The following is a 17443-nucleotide window of genomic DNA, read 5'->3' as shown; positions in this document are numbered from 1 at the left end:
GTATATGTTGTGCGCTTAAACAGTGCTATCAACATGCGACTAATGCAACCTTAACTGCTTTAAACTAAAACCTAGCTGTATATCTGTTCGCAAAGTTACTAATTGTTTAGAAATAACATACATGTCTTTTTGCTCAACTAGCTTTCTTTGAATACTGCTTGATAGGGCATCATCTTCTATGGCGCTATCTATGCTTTCGTAGGTATTTACAATAAGCTGAGCCGATTTAGTCCCTATGCCTTTAACGCCGGGTACATCGTTAGTTTTATCACCCGCTAAGGCCCAAAAATCAATAAGTTTACTTTGCTCAATACCAAAGCGCTGCTCAATGCTGACGCAATCTAGGTAGCTCTTTTTAAAATAATCGTACACACAAATATAGTCGTTCAAAAAAGGTAAAAAACCCTTATCTGTAGAAACAATGGTACTGTTTATCTTATTTTTTGCAGCTTTGTCGGCTAAGGTGGCTATGATATCGTCGGCTTCATCGTTAAGCGGTTCAAATACAACGATACCCGTTTGCTCTATAGCTTCTTTAAAGTTGTGCAGCGCATTTTTAAGCGTGTCGGGCATGGGGGCCCTAGAGTGTTTATATTGCTTATAAAAGTGGTAGCGCCAGCTTTTGTCGCCATCAAAGACAGCTATAGCGTGAGTGGCATTTGTTGACTGTAAAAGCTTTTTGCAAGCATGTGCTACGCGCGCGCAACTGGCCTTTAGCATCTGTTCTTCACTATGGTGTGTTTGGTTAGCGTCAACTGCGTAAATGCGCCTAATTAAATTAAGCGCATCAATTAAAAGTAAATGGGGTTTCAAATAGTCAAACTCATGCTTTTATTTCATAACAAGGGATATACTTACTACCGGGTAACTTCATACGACCTTGGTCTACAAATGCTTGTAATAGTTTATCCATATCTTTCATTAAATCAGGCTCACCACTTAACACATAAGGTCCATGTGCTTTTATAGCGCGTAGGCCTTCATCTTTAACATTGCCAGCAACAATCCCCGAAAACGCTCTACGTAGGTTAGCCGCTAATTGCTGCTTGGGCTGTTCTAGGTGCAAATCTAAACTTGCCATGTTTTCGTGCGTAGGTGCAAAAGGTTGCTGAAAATCGTTATCGATTTTAAGTGTCCAGTTAAAGTAGTAGGCATCGCCTTGGCTTTTACGATAATTACGTACATTTGCCATAGCTGATTTTAATTTTTGCCCTACTAGCGCTGGATCATCAATGATTACTTCAAACTTATCAAGGGCTTCTTTGCCTAATGTCAGCTCTACAAACTTACATAACTCGCTAAAGTACGCTTCGCTTTCCTTAGGGCCGGTTAAAATAACAGGCAAACACTGTTTTTCGTTATCTGGGTGCAGCAAAATACCTAATAAATAAAGTAATTCTTCTGCAGTACCTGCACCACCTGGAAATATAATAATTGCATGCGCCGTTCTAATAAATGCTTCAAGGCGCTTTTCAATGTCGGGTAAAATTACCAGCTCATTTACAATAGGGTTTGGTGGCTCTGCGGCAATTATACTAGGCTCGGTTAAACCAAGATAACGGTTTTCACTAATACGTTGTTTAGCATGGCCAATAGTGGCACCTTTCATCGGGCCTTTCATTGCCCCCGGGCCGCAGCCAGTGCATATATTTAAACCACGTAAGCCAAGCTCGTAACCGACTTGTTTTGTATATTTATATTCTATTTCGTTAATTGAATGCCCACCCCAACACACAATCATATTTGGTTCGCTGTTAACGCGCAGCGCCCCGGCGTTTCTAAGCATATCAAATACCATGTGGGTAATGGCTTTTTGTTCTTTAAGATCTTTTTCGTATTTTTGGCAAATAAATAAAATATCGCGGATCACCGAAAAAATATGCTCGTGAATACCGGTAATTATTTCGCCATCAACAAAGGCGGTTTCGGGAGGGTTTTCTAACTCAATTTTAATGCCGCGCTCGCGACTGACTAAACGAATATCAAAGTCTTGGTATTTGTCGTAAATTTCATTACTTGCATCTGTGTGGCTGCCTACGTTAAGGACGGCTAAGGCACAGTTTCTAAAAAGTCGATAACGTTCACTGGCTGAAGATTGCTCTAATAAATCAACTTCCAATTGTGACAGTAAATCTAAAACCCCAGTCGGGTTTAACTGTATTAACATCGGCATTCTCCTTGCTGCTTAAAATGTAAAAACTGCATGTCATCTACTTTAGCACTCAAACTAATTGAGAATTATGACATTATTTACTCATACAAAGGCGATCCCGACCCGTTTTCTTTGCTTCATAAAGGGCGTCATCTGCTCTGTCGAATGCTTTGAGCGGTGTATCGCCTTTTTTAAATTGTGTAGCGCCTAACGAAATAGTGATTTCTATTTCTTTTTCTCTAAATTTAAAAGGAATATTTTTAATCACTTTTCTCAGTTTTTCAAGCGGCTGCGCTGCGTTTAACAACGAAAGCCCAGGCATAAGTAGTACAAATTCCTCTCCGCCGTAGCGGGCTATAAAATCAGACTGCCTCACTGATTTTTGCAGCGCCTTTGCAATAACTTGTAAGGTTATATCGCCTGCAGTATGACCAAATCTATCATTAATTGACTTAAAGTGATCCACATCAATAACCACTAGGGTAACATCCGAGGCTTGGACATTAAATAAGTGAAGCTCGTGATTGTAACGTTCATCAAAAGCCGCTCTATTAGGAAGTTTTGTAAGGCTGTCGAGTAAGCTTTTAAAGCGTTGCTCGTTTAGGCGTTTTTTATATTTGGTTAGTTTGCCTTCTAAGCTGCCGATTCGCTCGTTAATTTCATCAAAGCTGGCAATCAGCGTTTCGCGGTCTTTTCTTTCTAGCTGCTCTTTAGCAATAAAGTCTTGGCTGAGTGATTTTAGCTCGTTATCAACTAATTCTTTTAAAGAGGAAATAGACGTAGCAGATTGGGTTTGCTCGTTTAAATGCTTTATTTTTCCTTCAATACGTTTATTTAGTGTATCGAACTCTTCCCCCATTGATTTAGAGTGCTGGCTGGTAGATACGATTGATGAGTGCAACTCTTCTAATGTTTGGTTAAGCGAGACTAAAAAGCTTTGTGCCGATTGGCGCTCTTTACTGATATTTTTGACCACGACGCTTATTATATTTAAAGCGGCTTGCAGCAGGGTTTCTAAATTATCGTTTTCGGTAATTGCATTTTTTATTTGTTTAATTTGTTCTGTCGATTCATCCTCTAATACCAGCTCATTTGCAAGCTCTAACAGCTTTTTAGCCATACGAGGAGAAGCATTGGTACTTGTTTCATCCGTGGTTGAAAGCTTGCTATGCAAAGCATGGTGATAAAAGTTAATAAGCTGATTTAATATCGGAATGTAGTCGTGCGTAGACTGTACATTATTAATTTCGTGGTCGAGTAAATGTCTTAAAGTGCGGCGGGTATCATCTGGTAAGCCTTTGGTTTTTTGTAAAAGCTTACCGGCTGTTTGTACGCTCGAAAACAGCTCTCGCTGATGGGCTGTTTGTAACGCCTCTTGGTTTTGCAGTAACAATAAAATGTCATCTATTAAAGGGGATAATATTTCAAACCCGACACCTTTATTTAGCGAACTTCTAAATTTGGCGAGTTTATTATCAAGCTCAATATCAAGCCCTTTACAGCTTAAAGACAATTTTGCAGTTAGATTTGATAAAGTATCAACTTGGAGCTTACGCGCATTTTCAATGGCTATCCTTGCTTCAATTGCTTGCTTTAACTTTTTATCTACAGCGTTAGAGTTTTCAGACACCTAAGCATACCGCCATCGTATTAATTACATTACCTTCAGTTTACAACAAAATCATATTAAGTGTAGTTATCTAATTAAAAACTTAGCATTTTTACTTAGACCCTGCATGTAAACTGAGCTATTAGGTTGTTTGTCGTTTTTAATTCACTTTTAATTTATGCCTTGTTAGGCTTATTTCAAATAATAAGTAACCTTGAGTCATTATGAAAAAGCGTTTAGTCCTGTCAATGTTAGCGGCCTGTTGTGCAGCCCCTGCGTTAGCCGATGTAAATTATTCTTTAAGTATTACACAGCCACAACATCATTTAGGTAATGTAAGTGTAGAGTTTCCAAAGTCGGCGCAATCGCATATCGATGTTAAATTGCCTGCATGGCGTACTGGTCGCTACGAAATATTAAATTTAGCCAATGGGGTACGTTACTTTGCGGCCACAGACGACAATGGCAATGCATTAAAATGGGAAAAAATTAATCACAGCACATGGCGAGTGCATTTAGCTGAGCCAACACACGTGAATATTGATTACCAAGTATATGCAAACGAGTTAGGTAAACGTGCACGCCACATAGACGATAGCCATGCGTTTATTGATGCATCTGGCTTTTTTATGTTTAGTGAATCGTTTCGCCAAGAACCAGTTACCGTAGATTTAAAGGTGCCTAAAGCGTGGCGCTCTGTATCAGGTATGGAAAATGCGAGTAATAAACACAGTTTTAAAGCCGCAGACTACGATGTACTGGTAGACTCACCAATAGAAACAGGAATTAACAAACTTCATAAATTTGAAGTAGATGGCCGCCAGTACGAGTTAGTTATATGGGGCGAAGGCAACTACGATGAGCAACTAATGCTTACTGATTTAAAAAAATTAGTGACCACAGGTAATGTTATTTGGAATAGCTACCCGTATGAGCGTTATGTATTTATGGTGCATGCTACATCGGGTGCTGGCGGGGCAACTGAGCATTTAAACTCAACCATTATACAGCGCCCACGGAATCGTTTTGGTAGCCGCGAAGACTACTTAGGCTTTATAAGTACCGCCGCGCATGAATTTATTCATACCTGGAATGTAAAAGCTTACCGCCCTAAAGGGCTGGCGCCTTATGATTACACCAACATGAACTACTCAAATTTATTATGGATTTCGGAAGGTTCTACTAGCTACTTTGAAGATCATCTATTAGTGCGCTCAGGCATAGAAACCACCGATGAGTTTTTTAAAGTGATGAGTAAAACGATTAATCGCCACTTACAAACACCAGGTCGAGAAGTACAAAGTGCCAGTGAAACAAGCTTTGATAAATGGATAAACCAAGGCGGCGACCACGCGCGTAATTACAGCACCAATATATATTTAGAAGGCTCATTGCTTTCTATGTTGTTAGATATACATTTATTAGAAACAACCCAGGCAAAAGTTAACTACCGCCAAGTACACAACGCTTTATACAACAAGCACACGTTACCACAAGGGTTTACTGAGCAAGATGTACTGGCAATATTGAAAGAGCTAACAGGTGAAGACTACACAACGTGGTGGCACGATAACGTGAGCACCCCAGCTAATATAGATTTTGATGCTTTATTAGGTAAAGTTGGCTTAAAGCTTACTCGCCCTGAGAGCGCTAAGCCACTAGCAAGTATTGATGCCACTGCAAAAAATAGCGGTGAGTTATTAACGCTTACCCATGTTCGCAGAGGTGGAGCAGCATGGCAGGCGGGCCTCACAACAGACGATAAAATTGTGGCGGTTAACAAGCAGCATGTTGGAAAAGATTTAAAATCGAGCTTAGAAGTATTTAAAGCGGGTGAAAAAGTCACTATCGATTTTATTCGTCGCGATGCACTTCAATCAACAACCCTCGTTTTATCGCAAGATTATGATAAACCTAAAAAGGTGGTTGCTGATAAAAATGCTACTTTATCTCAACGCGCTTTATTTAAAGCATGGATGGGGGTAGAGCACCCAATTAATGTGCAAGCTGATTAACATAATAGCGTTTAATAAAAGGAGCTTTGGCTCCTTTTTTTATATCTTATGCAAAGGTATATCACCTAGAAACCAACCTAAAAGTGCTAATTTTAAAAGTACGTCCTATTATTGTGTTAATAACAACTCTAGGTTGCGTATAAATGAAGTCATTAAAAACCACTCAAATCCTCTCACATCAATTTGTGCTTAACGATCCGCTGCATCAGTTATTTGATGCGATACACAGTATTTCTGTGCAAGGATACGATGAGCAGCGCCGCGTTATTTATTGGAATAAAGGCAGTGAGCTGCTTTATGGCTATACAAAAGAGTACGCAACCGGAAAAAAACTAGAAGATTTAATTATTCCGCCCCCAATGCAAGATGCGGTTATAGATGCTCATCGTGAGTGGCTCATAAACGATATCGAAATACCCGCGGCTGAGCTTACATTACAGCATCAAAATGGCAGCAATGTCACTGTGTTTTCAAGCCATGTTATGTTTACAAATCAGCATGGGGTAAAACAGATGTACTGCATCGACATAGATTTGAGCGATGTAAAACAAGCACAAGCGCAAGCTATGGATAAACAGCAGATGCTCGAAAAAGTATTTGAAGCCATTCCTGATTTGTACTTTTTACTCAAACCGGATGGCACCATAGTTGATTACCACGCAAATGATTTGAGCAACTTACATTTACAACCTGAGCAATTTTTAAATAAATCGATGTTTAGCGTATTGCCCTATACTGTAGCCAAAATGTTTAAAGACAATATTCAAGAGCTGTTAATTCACAAAGGTAATGTATGCTTTGAATACGAACTTTTAGTACCCAAAGGCGTGTTGTATTTCGAAGCGCGAGTGAGTTATTTACATCATTCAGACCAAGTCATGGTGATAATTCGCGACATAACAGAGCAGCATGAGTCAGACAAACTTATACGTAAACAAGCCTATTACGATAGCTTAACGCTACTTCCTAATCGTTTTTATTCTTTAAAACGACTTACTCAGCTGATTAGCACTGCGAGCGAAAAAAATACTTTAGCCGCTGTTATTTTTATCGACTTAGATGACTTTAAAAAAGTAAACGACACACTCGGGCATGAAATTGGCGATTCATTACTTATCAGCGCCGCAAATAAACTGAGCCAAATAGTTAATGAAAACGCGACCGTAGGCAGGTTAGGGGGAGATGAATTTATTATTCTACAATCAGAGCTTCGCAGTAAAAAACAGCTAGATGCGATTGTTACACGCTTACTTAAAAGCTTTAGAACTCCTTTTGAAATAGATGGTCGCGAATTGTTATTAACGTTAAGTATTGGCGTGGCTTTGTACCCTGATAATGGGGTAACAGCCTCTGATTTATTACGCCATGCAGACACAGCAATGTACCAAGCAAAAGCGCTTGGCAGAAACACCTACGCCTGCTTTACCAGCGAAATGAATACCGCCATAAAAAGGCGGTTAGCAATAGAAGCGCAGATGCATGTTGCTCTTGAAAAAAACGAATTTGAATTGTATTTCCAACCTAAATGCGATGCTAAAACACTTAAAATAATTGGGGCTGAGGCGCTATTACGCTGGAACAATAGTGTGCTTGGTAAGGTTATGCCAGATGAGTTTATTCCGTTAGCAGAGCAAACAGGTTTAATTATTCCTATTGGAAAGTTTGTTATTGAGCAGGCATTAGCATTTTTAACGCAGTGGCAGGCAAGCTCTCAACAAAACTACAGCATGGCAATTAATTTATCACCAAGCCAATTTAGAGATTCAGAGCTGCTAAGTTTTATAGCAAGCACGTTAGAAAAAACCGGAGTAAGTGCTAAAAATGTCGAGCTTGAAATAACCGAAGGCGTGTTAATGAGCGTACAAACCAATATAACAGAGTCGTTGCATGCACTTAATAAGCTCGGTATTAAACTATCTATGGATGACTTTGGCACAGGCTACTCATCGCTTAGCTATTTAAGGCAATATCCGTTTAAGGTATTAAAAATAGATCGCAGCTTTATTTGTGGTATTACCGAAAACCAAGAAGACTACAGCTTAGTTAAAGCCACAATTGCAATGTCGCATAGCTTAGGATTAAGTGTGGTAGCTGAGGGCGTAGAAACATCAGCACAACAAAAATTACTAGCCGAGCTAAATTGCGATTTGATTCAAGGTTACTACTTTAGTAAACCGCTGCCTGCGCTACAGTTACTTGATTTTAAAGCGTTATAAGTACATTTATTATAAGTGTTAACCTAAAACTCATTGAGCTTTAAATAGCGTAAATTGAGCCGCCCACCGCATTTAGTATTTAAACCCTTTAGCCAAATAACGCTACGCATTAATATGATAGGCTTTACTGCTACTGCTTTGGTATTTTGATAAAACAAAACCTACGTAGTTAAATAAAACACCCACTAGATTGAGTAAAACTCATCCCGCAAACTTTAATTCCGCTGACACTCATAATTCATTAATTTAATTCATGTGCATTTTATAAGCTAATGATGCTAGGTTTAATCATCACAATATTGAAGGAAATAATTATGAAATTAGAGTCATTAGCACTGCACCATGGTTACGAGTCTGAAGAAACCACTAAATCAGCAGCAGTGTCTATTTATAATACCTCATCTTACACGTTTGATAACACGCAACACGGCGCTGATTTATTCGACTTAAAAGTACCAGGCAATATTTATACCCGCATAATGAACCCAACCAATGCCGTGCTTGAACAGCGTATTGCTGCAATGGAAGGGGGCATTGGCGCGCTAGCGGTAGCCTCGGGCATGGCAGCTATTACCTATGCTATTCAATGCTTGTGTGAAGTAGGCACTAATATTGTGAGCACCAGCCAAGTATATGGCGGTACATATAACTTATTTGCTCATACGTTACCGCGCCAAGGTATTGAAGCACGCATGATTAAGGCTGATGATTTTAGCGCCTTTGAAGACGCGATTGATGATAATACCCGCGCAGTATTTTGTGAGTCCATTGGTAACCCGGCAGGTAATATTGTCGATATTGAGCGTTTAGCTAATATTGCTCATAGTAAAGGGGTGCCACTAATTGTTGATAATACTGTGGCTACCCCGTATTTATGCCGCCCATTTGAGCTAGGTGCCGATATAGTGGTTCATTCACTGACAAAGTATATAAACGGACACGGTACAGCTATTGGCGGTATGATTGTTGATTCAGGTAAATTTGATTGGAAAGCCAATGCCACATGCTTTGCAATGATGAATGAGCCCGATCCGTCTTATCACAATGTGGTCTATACCGATGCCTTTGCAGAAGCAGCCTTTATTGGTCGTTGTAGAGTAGTGCCACTTAGAAATACCGGTGCAGCACTTGCGCCCAAAAACGCATCTGACATTTTAATTGGCCTAGAAACCCTAGGCTTGCGAATGGATCGCCACTGCGAAAACGCGCAGCAACTAGCTGAATACTTAGAAAATCACCCTAAAGTTCTTTGGGTTAACTACGCTGGTTTAACATCAAGCCCATATAATGCAATGAGCCAAAAAATCACCAGTGGTAAAGCCTCAGGCATTTTAAGCTTTGGTATCGCGGGCGGCCTTGAAGCAGGCACGCGCTTTATTGATGCGCTTAATATGATCTTGCGTTTAGTTAATATTGGCGATGCTAAATCGCTGGCTTGTCACCCAGCGTCAACCACGCACCGCCAATTAAATGATGAAGAGCTTGCAAACGCAGGTGTGAGCCGTGATTTAATTCGCCTATCGGTCGGCATTGAAAACATTGCCGATATTATTGCCGATGTAAGCCAAGCGCTCGATAAAGCATAGTTATAAAATTAAGAACCTTGCGTGAGTAAAGAAGGTGCTTTTGTAGCGCCTTTTTTATAAGGTTTAATTTGCTTGGTTTGTTTTATAAATGCATTTGTATAAAGTTTATTTAAAACGCCGCTGTGTAATTGTTGAAACTTACGTTTAAAAAAAGCTTTTTTAACCTTGGTTTTACTAGCGCAGCTTGCAATATCGCTCTGTATGTCTGTATTTTGCGAAACAGGGTATGGCATAAGCGAAAAACCATTTACGTGGGTTTCCCAAATATGCTGTAAGTCGCAATCTACAGGGCGGCCAAATTGAGCTGTGGCTTTAAGTAATTGCTTAGCCCCTTCATAGCTTATTGCCGTAGCACAACAGCCAGTCATTAGCTTTTTATGTATGACTAATTGCTGGTGGTTATTTAGGTTTTGCTGATAGGCAATAGGGCGAGTGCGGTTTTCATAAGCGGCGAGTTTAATAAGCTGCCAGGGCTGCTGTAGCTGCTCAATATTTTTTATCGCGTCATGAATGCTGTCATCAATATAAAAGTCATCCTCGAGCACAATCGCGTAATCTAGTTTTTCATCAACTATTTTTTGCCATGCTTTACGGTGGCTTAAATAGCAGCCGATTTGACCATTGCTAAGCGGATAGTGATACTGCTGTTTATTCAATTGCGGGCTGTAATGTAGGAACTTTTGTTGTGTACTTAATTGTGCGCCATCTACGGCATCAATCCGTTCAAATGGCAAGTTAACACGTGCCAGTTGCGCTTGAGTATTTGCGAGTCGCTGCGCGGAGCGCGCTAAGTTTATTACAAATAATGCTGCCATGATGTTCACCCCCTACCGTTTTTAGTAATACTAAAGGGGGGCTGTTACACGCAAGTGGCAAATTTATGGCTTTTTTAAGTCAGCTCGCGGCTGCGCTAATATGGCGTTTTTTTCTTCTTGGCTGAGGATGATCCAATCAAATATTTCTTCGTTAGTTCGCCCGCAGCCAGTGCAATAACCGCTGCGGCGCTCACATATGCCTAAACAGTCTGTTTTTAACTTAGTGTTTGAGTGTGTGGGTTTTTGCATTTAATTTCCTAGCGGTGGAGCAATTTCAAAACGGGTAATATAGCGCGTTCTGCTTTGAGAGGTAAATAAGGTGATAACTGGGTGAGCTTCATCCAAAACAAAGTTACTACTCATTGAGGTTGCTGACTCTTTCGTATTTTCGTACCAGCCTTGTGACGCTACACATTGACGTATTTTATCCACTGTTTGTATATGTAGATTTGTGGCATGGGCTTGTTTGTTTTCACTCGTGCATTGATAACTAAACTGCTTATTATGTTGAGTAATGGTGCAGGTATTGCCTATAAAATGGGTATTAGCATGCCACTGGTTTATAAAATCATTCCCCACTTTATTTGCTTTTACTGCATTAAAGCCATTAGCGTGCGCCTTAAGTAATGTGTTTAGTGGGCTACACGTGTTTTGCGTTTTTACTATTTTGGGCGCAGGGGCTTTTTGGCTTACACAACCTGTTAATACCAATAAGGATAAGGCTGTGATAATTGATTTATTCATAAGCAACGCTAAAAGAATTAGATAAGCTGCACCATACGCAACCTATGTAAAAAAATAAATACCATAACGTAAAAAGGCCCATAAAATATGGGCCTGTAAATGCGCTAAAACAAAGCAGCTGTATTATTTATGGCGACCTTGTAGGCATTTTACAACGTCTTCAAGGGCTAAGCCTTGGCGTTGTAGCAATACAGTAAGGTGATAAATTAAATCAGCCGATTCGTTAGTAAGTTCATCGTTATCGTGTTTCATTGCAGCAAGCGCTACTTCTACGCCTTCTTCACCTACTTTTTGACAGCTACGGCTTAAGTCGTTAGCAAACAATGAAGCTGTGTAGCTTTTTGATGGGTCGTCGTTTTTACGCTCAACAATCACATCTTCTAATTGCGCTAAAAAGCTTAGGCTAGGTTTTGCGTCATCACCAAAGCAGCTTTGTGTGCCTAAGTGGCATGTTGGGCCTTCTGGATTAGCCAGTACTAAAATTGAGTCGAAGTCACAATCGGTATGCACCGATACTACGTTTAAGTAGTTTTCTGATGACTCACCTTTGGTCCATAAACGTGACTTTGAACGCGAGTAAAAGGTTACTTTGTTACTTTCAAGCGTTACCTTTAGTGCTTCGCTGTTCATGAAGCCTTGCATTAAAATAACACCAGAGCGAGCATCTTGAACAATCGCAGGGATCATTTCGCTTTTAGCAAAATCTACTTGAGTTTGGTTTTGTTGTGTTATTTGCATAGTCTTGCTGCCACTTGGTTATCAGTTAAAAATTGTTTTAATTCGCCAATGTTAATCACATTTTTGTGAAAAACGCTTGCTGCTAATGCGCCATCGACTTCGCTTTGTTTAAATACATCAACAAAGTCTTGCATACTGCCTGCACCGCCTGATGCGATTAAAGGAATATTACATAATGCGCGCATTTTACTTAGCTGCTCATTGTCGTAACCGTTTCGTACGCCATCTTGGTTCATACAGTTTAAAACAATTTCGCCTGCGCCTAAGTCTTGTACTCGTTTAACCCATTCCTCGGTTTTGTAACGTGTACGGCTTGATGCATTAGGATCGCCGGTTAATTGATACACTAAATACTCGCCGGTCACTTCATCGTAAAAGCTATCAATACCTACAACAACACATTGCTTACCAAATTCATCGTGTAGCTCTTTTATAAGCTCAGGGCGGGCAATAGCAGGGCTGTTAATACTTATTTTGTCAGCGCCACGCTCTAGTACACGTGCTGCATCGGCTACCGATTTAATACCGCCAGCCACACAAAATGGAATATCGATGTGGCGGGCAATGCTCTCTACCCAATTTACATCAAGTAGGCGTTTTTCAACACTTGCGCTGATTTCATAAAAAACCAGTTCATCGGCGCCGGCATCGCTGTATGCTTTTGCCATTGTTAAAATATCGCCCACTATTTCGTGGCCTTTAAATTTAACGCCTTTTACTACTTGGCCGTCTTTTACATCTAAACACGGGATTATGCGTTTTGATAACATGCCAACGCCTCCTCAACACTAAATGCGCCATCAAGTAGTGACTTACCTAAAATAACGCCACCTACACCAAGCTCTTTAAGCTTTTTAATGTCATCAAGTGAACTTACGCCACCCGAAGCTTGCACTTTAATGCTGCTGTTATGGCGAGTTAAATCTTCGTAAAGCTCAAACGATGGGCCAGTCATGGTGCCATCTTTACTGATGTCCGTACATAAAAAGTCAATAACGCCCAAGCTTACATAAAAATCAACAAGCTCAAGTAAACCAAACTCAGATTCGCTCAACCAACCGTGCGTAGCAGGTGCCCAGCCAGTGGCTGTTTTATTTACATCAAGAGCAATAACAAAGTGCTCGGCGCCAAATTGTTGAATCCAGGCTTTTACTTGCTCGCGTTTTTCTACCGCCATAGAACCAATAACAACTTGGTTAGCACCGGCTTTTAGCCAATCGCTTACATCTTGCTCTGAGCGAATACCGCCGCCCACTTGATACGGTACGTTAAGCGCTTTAGTTGCAGCTTGAATATGTTGCCACTGTTTTTTACTTGGATCGCGTGCGCCTTCTAAATCTACAAGGTGCAATTTACCTGCGCCGCTGTCGGCGTATTCTTTTAAACGTGCGCCAAGCTCAAAAGGGTAAAACTGAGCGGTGTCGTACTTACCTTGGTATAAACGAACAATTTGATTTTGTAATACGTCTAATGCTGGAATAATCACAAATAATCTCTTTATTGTTGGTTAATGGGCCGTTTATAACTGCCAATCAACAAAATTTTGTAATAAACGTGTGCCTACTTTTGCACTGCGCTCTGGGTGAAATTGCATGCCAGCGTAGTTGTCTTTTGCAACAATGGCTGAAAAGGTTTGGCCGTATTCGCCGCTTACAAGTGTTGCATCGTTTACGGTGTGCGCAAAGCTATGTACAAAGTACACTTGCTCGTCTTGTGTTAAGCCTTTGGTAAGTGCATGCTCTTTATTAATGCTTAAGTTATTCCAACCCATATGCGGCGATGTTAAATTGCCAACATCAAGGGCTTTTACTTGGCCTGGTATTTTACCTAAGCATTGTACGTTACCTTCTTCGGTGCTTTCGCACAGTAACTGCATACCTAAGCAAATTCCCATAAGTGGGCGCTGGTATTCGTTTATAGCTTGTTGCCAGCCGTTATCTACTAGACGCTTCATGGCAACAGATGCATGGCCAACGCCTGGTAATATAGCACGCTCAAAGCCGGCTAATTGCTCTGGCGAGGTAATGACTGTTGGCGTTTGACCTAAACGTTCAAAGGCAAAACGAACTGAATTTATATTGGCACACCCGGTATTAATTATGGCAATCATAAACATCCCTTAGAGCTGGCTGTTTGTTGGGTCGTGTCTTGTGCTACTGCCATACGAAGGGCACGTGAAAACGCTTTAAATAAGCCTTCTACTTGGTGATGACAGTTACCGTCGCTCACCGATAAAATAAGGCTAATAGCGGCATTATCGCTTAAGCTTTTGAAAAAGTGCTCAACCATTTGTACGTCTAAATCGCCGGCTTTTTCACGGCTAAAGTTAGCGTTTAATACAAATGAAGCGCGGCCCGATAAATCGATTTGTGCTTCAGCTTTACACTCATCCATTGGCAGTGCAAAACCATAGCGCGCTATTTGCGATTTAGTACCCAGCGCTTGTTTAAGCGCAATACCTAGGGCAATACCAATGTCTTCAACAAGGTGGTGCTCGTCTATGTGTAAATCGCCTTTCGCTTTAATATTTAAACCAATGTTGGCGTGGGTGCGAATTTGATCAAGCATATGATCAAAAAAGCCAAGGCCGGTTTCAATGCTACCGTTTTTAGTTTGATCTAGGTTTATGGCTACATCAATTTGGGTTTCTTTGGTGTTACGCGTAACACGGCCTTCGCGATTGGCAGTTGTAAGCTTTGTAACAATGGCAGGCCAGCTGCCATCATACAAAATGCCTTCACAACATAAGTTTTGAGCAAGGCCAATATCTGTTTGGCGATCGCCAATCACGTATGAGCGAGCTAAATCAACCTTGCCTGAGCGCATAAGCTCAGTTAATAAGCCTGTTTTAGGTTTACGGCAATCACAGTTTTGCTCGTCAAAGTGTGGACAAATTAATACCTCGTCAAAGCTAATGCCTTGGCTTTGCAGTATGTCCATCATTTTATCTTGTGCTATATCAAAGTCAGCAGTCGGGAAGCTGTCTGTGCCTAAGCCATCTTGGTTAGATACCATTACTAAGCGGTACCCTGCGGCTTGTAATTGTAATAAAGCCGGGATAACACCAGGTAAAAACGCTAATTTTTCTAGGCTGTCTACCTGTTTGTCGGTGATAGGCTCTTCAATTATGGTGCCGTCCCGGTCAATAAATAAATAGGGGTTACTCATGATACTTCTTGTCCTGATAAAAGAGGTGAGGTTGCTGGCTTATCAAGGCCATCTAACCAAATTTTTACTTGCTCAAGTTCTTGCTCATTACCAATGGAGATACGTAGCCAATCGTCTTCACCGTATAGGGTAAACGCGCGCATCACTAAACCTTGTTCAAGTGCTACTTTAAAGTAGTTTTTGTCGGCTAATTTTAAGGTAACAAAGTTACCTTCACCAGTGAGAATTTTTAATGCAGCTGGGGATGCGTTTAACCACTGTACAAGTTTAGCTTTTAAACTATTTAAAATAGTCACTTGTCGGCGCATTGATGTAATTGCATCAGGCGCTATGGCTTGTGCTGCAATACTTGCTACCACACCCGATACCGGATACGGCGCAATCACTTTACGAATAGGTGCAAGTACAGTTTCTTGTGCAAGTGTAAAACCGGTTCTTAGCCCTGCAAGCGCAAACGCTTTAGATAAAGTGCGCAGTACCACTACATTACTATATTCGTTAATCAGCGCTGTAGCACTTTGCTCAGGGCAAAACTCAATGTAGGCTTCATCAACAATAACTAAAGCTTTACCGGCAAGCGCTGTTGCTATTGCTTTTACTTTTTCAAGGGGGGTTATGCTACCGGTTGGGTTATTTGGATTACAAATAAACACCAATTTTGAGCTGCCCACTGCCTCAACTATTTCATCAACACTGCCATCAAGTAATAACGCTTGGGTTAAGCCATTGATTGCAACGTTGTGCGTATCAGCGGTTACTTTGTACATACCGTAGGTTGGCAAAAATAACGCGATACTGTCTTTTGCAGGTTCGCAGTAGGTACGTACTAAAAGCTCAATGCCTTCATCGGCGCCGCGCGTCATTAATACGTTTTCGCTTTCAAGCTCTGCATACGCAGCATAGCGGTCAATAACCAGTTGCGGTTGTGGATCTGGGTAGCGATTTAAATCTTCAATACTCAGTTCAATATTTTTAGCGTACGGGCTTTCATTGGCATTTAACCACGTTGACCCTGTTAGCTTTTCACTTTTAGCAGAGCTATAGGCAGCAAGTGCTGCAATATTTTGTGGTAATAAGCTAGTCGCTTGTGCGCTCTCATTGCTCATTTTTAATTGCCTCTAAACGAATTGAAACCGCATTTGCGTGTGCATCAAGGCCTTCTGCATCTGCTAGTGGCAAAATAGCTTTTGACAGCTGTGTTAGGCCACTTTTACTTATAGTTTGTACTGTGTAAGTGCGGAAAAAATCAAGCAAGTTTAAGCTTGAATAGGTTGCACTGTAACCGTAGGTAGGTAACACGTGGTTAGTACCCGATGCGTAATCGCCCGCTGATTCTGGCGTGTAGTCGCCAACAAATACCGAGCCTGCATTTTTTACTTTATCTAAGTAAGGTGTTGAATCTGCTAATTGCAAAATTAAGTGCTCAGGGCCATATTGCGCTGATACGTCAAATGCTTGCTCAACAGAGTCGACTAAAATAAGTGATGAATTAGCCAAAGCTTGCTCGGCTGTATCTTTGCGGCTTAATTTAGCAAGCTGGCGTGTAAGTGCCTGCTGCGTTTGCTCAATGATACTTTCGCTGTTACACAATAAAATTACTTGCGAGTCTGCGCCGTGCTCAGCTTGCGAGAGTAAATCTGCGGCTATAAATTCTGGATTTGCACGCTCATCTGCAATCACTAATACTTCAGAGGGGCCTGCTGGCATATCGATTGCCATTCCAGGAATTGTTTGCGCAACAAGCTGTTTGGCCATCGTTACAAAGCTATTACCTGGGCCAAAAATTTTGTTCACTTTAGGCACTGATTCGGTGCCGTAGGCCATTGCGGCTATAGCACCTGCGCCACCACTTTCAATTAAAGTTGTAATGCCACATAACTTAGCTGCATATAATATCGCAGGGTTAATGCTTTCATCACCTTGCACAGGTGTTGCAAGTACGACGGTTTTTGCACCACTTAATTGTGCAAGTACACCTTGCATAATAACCGATGATGGCAGTGGAGCACTGCCACCTGGTACATAAATACCCACAGCTTCGATGGCCTGATATTTCAGTTCACATTCAACGCCAGGTTGGGTTGATAACTTAATATCTTTAGGCAATTGCGCTTCGTGAAAACGTTTAACGTTTGCATAAGCGGTGTCAATTGCGTATTTAAGCTCTGCGCTTAGTGCTTGCTCTGATGCGTTTATTTCATCAAGCGGTACACGTAAACGAGGGTTAGCTCTATTATCAAACTTTTTAGCCATATCAAGTAAGGCTTTATCACCTTGCTCTTTCACATCGCTCATAATTGTTTGGCATATAGCTTCAACCTTTGCGCTGGCAGAAACCGCAGGGCGCATTAGCGCCGCTGCTTGTACTTGTGAAGATTCCTCATTCCAACGAAGCATGGT

16 protein-coding genes are annotated in these 17443 nt (G+C 41.0%); 3 read left to right on the top strand and 13 right to left on the bottom strand.

What is annotated here, in order from left to right:
* Nucleotides 1–39: 39 nt before the first annotated feature.
* From xni to PSH41_RS05880, 3 genes are all read right to left on the bottom strand, one after another.
* Nucleotides 40–813 (bottom strand): flap endonuclease Xni, encoded by a 774-nt coding sequence (gene xni, locus PSH41_RS05890; protein WP_248450211.1) that lies wholly within the window; start codon nucleotides 811–813, stop codon nucleotides 40–42.
* Nucleotides 814–823: 10 nt separating this feature from the next.
* On the bottom strand, nucleotides 824–2167 hold the full coding sequence (ppnN, locus tag PSH41_RS05885) for a nucleotide 5'-monophosphate nucleosidase PpnN (RefSeq protein ID WP_004586396.1): 1344 nt from the start codon (nucleotides 2165–2167) through the stop codon (nucleotides 824–826).
* 79 nt (nucleotides 2168–2246) lie between these two features.
* Nucleotides 2247–3782, bottom strand: coding sequence for a GGDEF domain-containing protein (locus PSH41_RS05880; RefSeq protein WP_248450209.1), 1536 nt, complete (start codon nucleotides 3780–3782; stop codon nucleotides 2247–2249).
* Between the two features lie 203 nt (nucleotides 3783–3985).
* Here PSH41_RS05880 and PSH41_RS05875 point away from each other — a divergent pair, with 203 nt between their 5' ends.
* The 3 genes from PSH41_RS05875 (at nucleotide 3986) to PSH41_RS05865 (ending at nucleotide 9578) form a co-directional block, all read left to right on the top strand.
* Nucleotides 3986–5776, top strand: coding sequence for a M61 family metallopeptidase (locus PSH41_RS05875; RefSeq protein WP_248450207.1), 1791 nt, complete (start codon nucleotides 3986–3988; stop codon nucleotides 5774–5776).
* 143 nt (nucleotides 5777–5919) lie between these two features.
* A complete protein-coding gene (locus tag PSH41_RS05870) occupies nucleotides 5920–7992 on the top strand; it encodes a sensor domain-containing protein (protein ID WP_273588497.1) in 2073 nt (690 codons plus the stop codon).
* 314 nt (nucleotides 7993–8306) lie between these two features.
* Nucleotides 8307–9578 carry an O-acetylhomoserine aminocarboxypropyltransferase/cysteine synthase family protein gene (locus tag PSH41_RS05865; protein WP_273588498.1) on the top strand — a complete coding sequence of 424 codons (1272 nt, stop codon included), beginning with the start codon at nucleotides 8307–8309 and terminating at the stop codon, nucleotides 9576–9578.
* A gap of 8 nt (nucleotides 9579–9586) precedes the next feature.
* On the opposite strand, the gene PSH41_RS05860 is transcribed toward PSH41_RS05865, so the two are convergent.
* The 10 genes from PSH41_RS05860 to hisD form a co-directional block, all read right to left on the bottom strand.
* Nucleotides 9587–10393, bottom strand: a complete 807-nt coding sequence (locus PSH41_RS05860) for a glycosyltransferase family 25 protein (protein ID WP_273588499.1) — start codon at nucleotides 10391–10393, stop codon at nucleotides 9587–9589.
* Nucleotides 10394–10456: 63 nt separating this feature from the next.
* Nucleotides 10457–10642, bottom strand: a complete 186-nt coding sequence (locus tag PSH41_RS05855; RefSeq protein WP_024031736.1) for a DUF1289 domain-containing protein — start codon at nucleotides 10640–10642, stop codon at nucleotides 10457–10459.
* The gene (locus tag PSH41_RS05850) at nucleotides 10643–11137 is read right to left on the bottom strand and encodes a lipoprotein (protein WP_273588500.1); all 495 of its coding nucleotides are present in this window, start codon (nucleotides 11135–11137) and stop codon (nucleotides 10643–10645) included.
* 123 nt (nucleotides 11138–11260) lie between these two features.
* Nucleotides 11261–11875, bottom strand: a complete 615-nt coding sequence (hisIE, locus tag PSH41_RS05845; protein ID WP_273588501.1) for a bifunctional phosphoribosyl-AMP cyclohydrolase/phosphoribosyl-ATP diphosphatase HisIE — start codon at nucleotides 11873–11875, stop codon at nucleotides 11261–11263.
* Entirely contained in the window at nucleotides 11866–12645 is a 780-nt protein-coding gene (gene hisF, locus PSH41_RS05840; RefSeq protein ID WP_006793443.1) for an imidazole glycerol phosphate synthase subunit HisF, read from the bottom strand. The genes hisIE and hisF overlap by 10 nt, the downstream gene beginning before the upstream one ends.
* Complete coding sequence (locus PSH41_RS05835; protein ID WP_273588502.1) at nucleotides 12627–13361, bottom strand: 1-(5-phosphoribosyl)-5-[(5-phosphoribosylamino)methylideneamino] imidazole-4-carboxamide isomerase; 735 nt, start codon at nucleotides 13359–13361, stop codon at nucleotides 12627–12629. Before PSH41_RS05835 ends, hisF begins: the two co-directional genes overlap by 19 nt.
* A gap of 33 nt (nucleotides 13362–13394) precedes the next feature.
* Nucleotides 13395–13985: an imidazole glycerol phosphate synthase subunit HisH gene (gene hisH, locus PSH41_RS05830; RefSeq protein WP_273588503.1), complete on the bottom strand. Its 591-nt coding sequence runs from the start codon at nucleotides 13983–13985 to the stop codon at nucleotides 13395–13397.
* Nucleotides 13982–15043 carry a bifunctional histidinol-phosphatase/imidazoleglycerol-phosphate dehydratase HisB gene (hisB, locus tag PSH41_RS05825; RefSeq protein WP_248450198.1) on the bottom strand — a complete coding sequence of 354 codons (1062 nt, stop codon included), beginning with the start codon at nucleotides 15041–15043 and terminating at the stop codon, nucleotides 13982–13984. The genes hisH and hisB overlap by 4 nt, the downstream gene beginning before the upstream one ends.
* Nucleotides 15040–16149, bottom strand: coding sequence for a histidinol-phosphate transaminase (gene hisC, locus PSH41_RS05820; RefSeq protein WP_273588504.1), 1110 nt, complete (start codon nucleotides 16147–16149; stop codon nucleotides 15040–15042). The genes hisB and hisC overlap by 4 nt, the downstream gene beginning before the upstream one ends.
* Nucleotides 16139–17440: a histidinol dehydrogenase gene (gene hisD, locus PSH41_RS05815; protein ID WP_055019036.1), complete on the bottom strand. Its 1302-nt coding sequence runs from the start codon at nucleotides 17438–17440 to the stop codon at nucleotides 16139–16141. Before hisD ends, hisC begins: the two co-directional genes overlap by 11 nt.
* Between the last annotated feature and the right edge of the window lie 3 nt (nucleotides 17441–17443).

The organism is Pseudoalteromonas sp. CST2 (assembly GCF_028599385.1).
Lineage (GTDB): Bacteria > Pseudomonadota > Gammaproteobacteria > Enterobacterales > Alteromonadaceae > Pseudoalteromonas > Pseudoalteromonas atlantica.
This window is presented reverse-complemented; position numbering and strand designations above follow the sequence as displayed.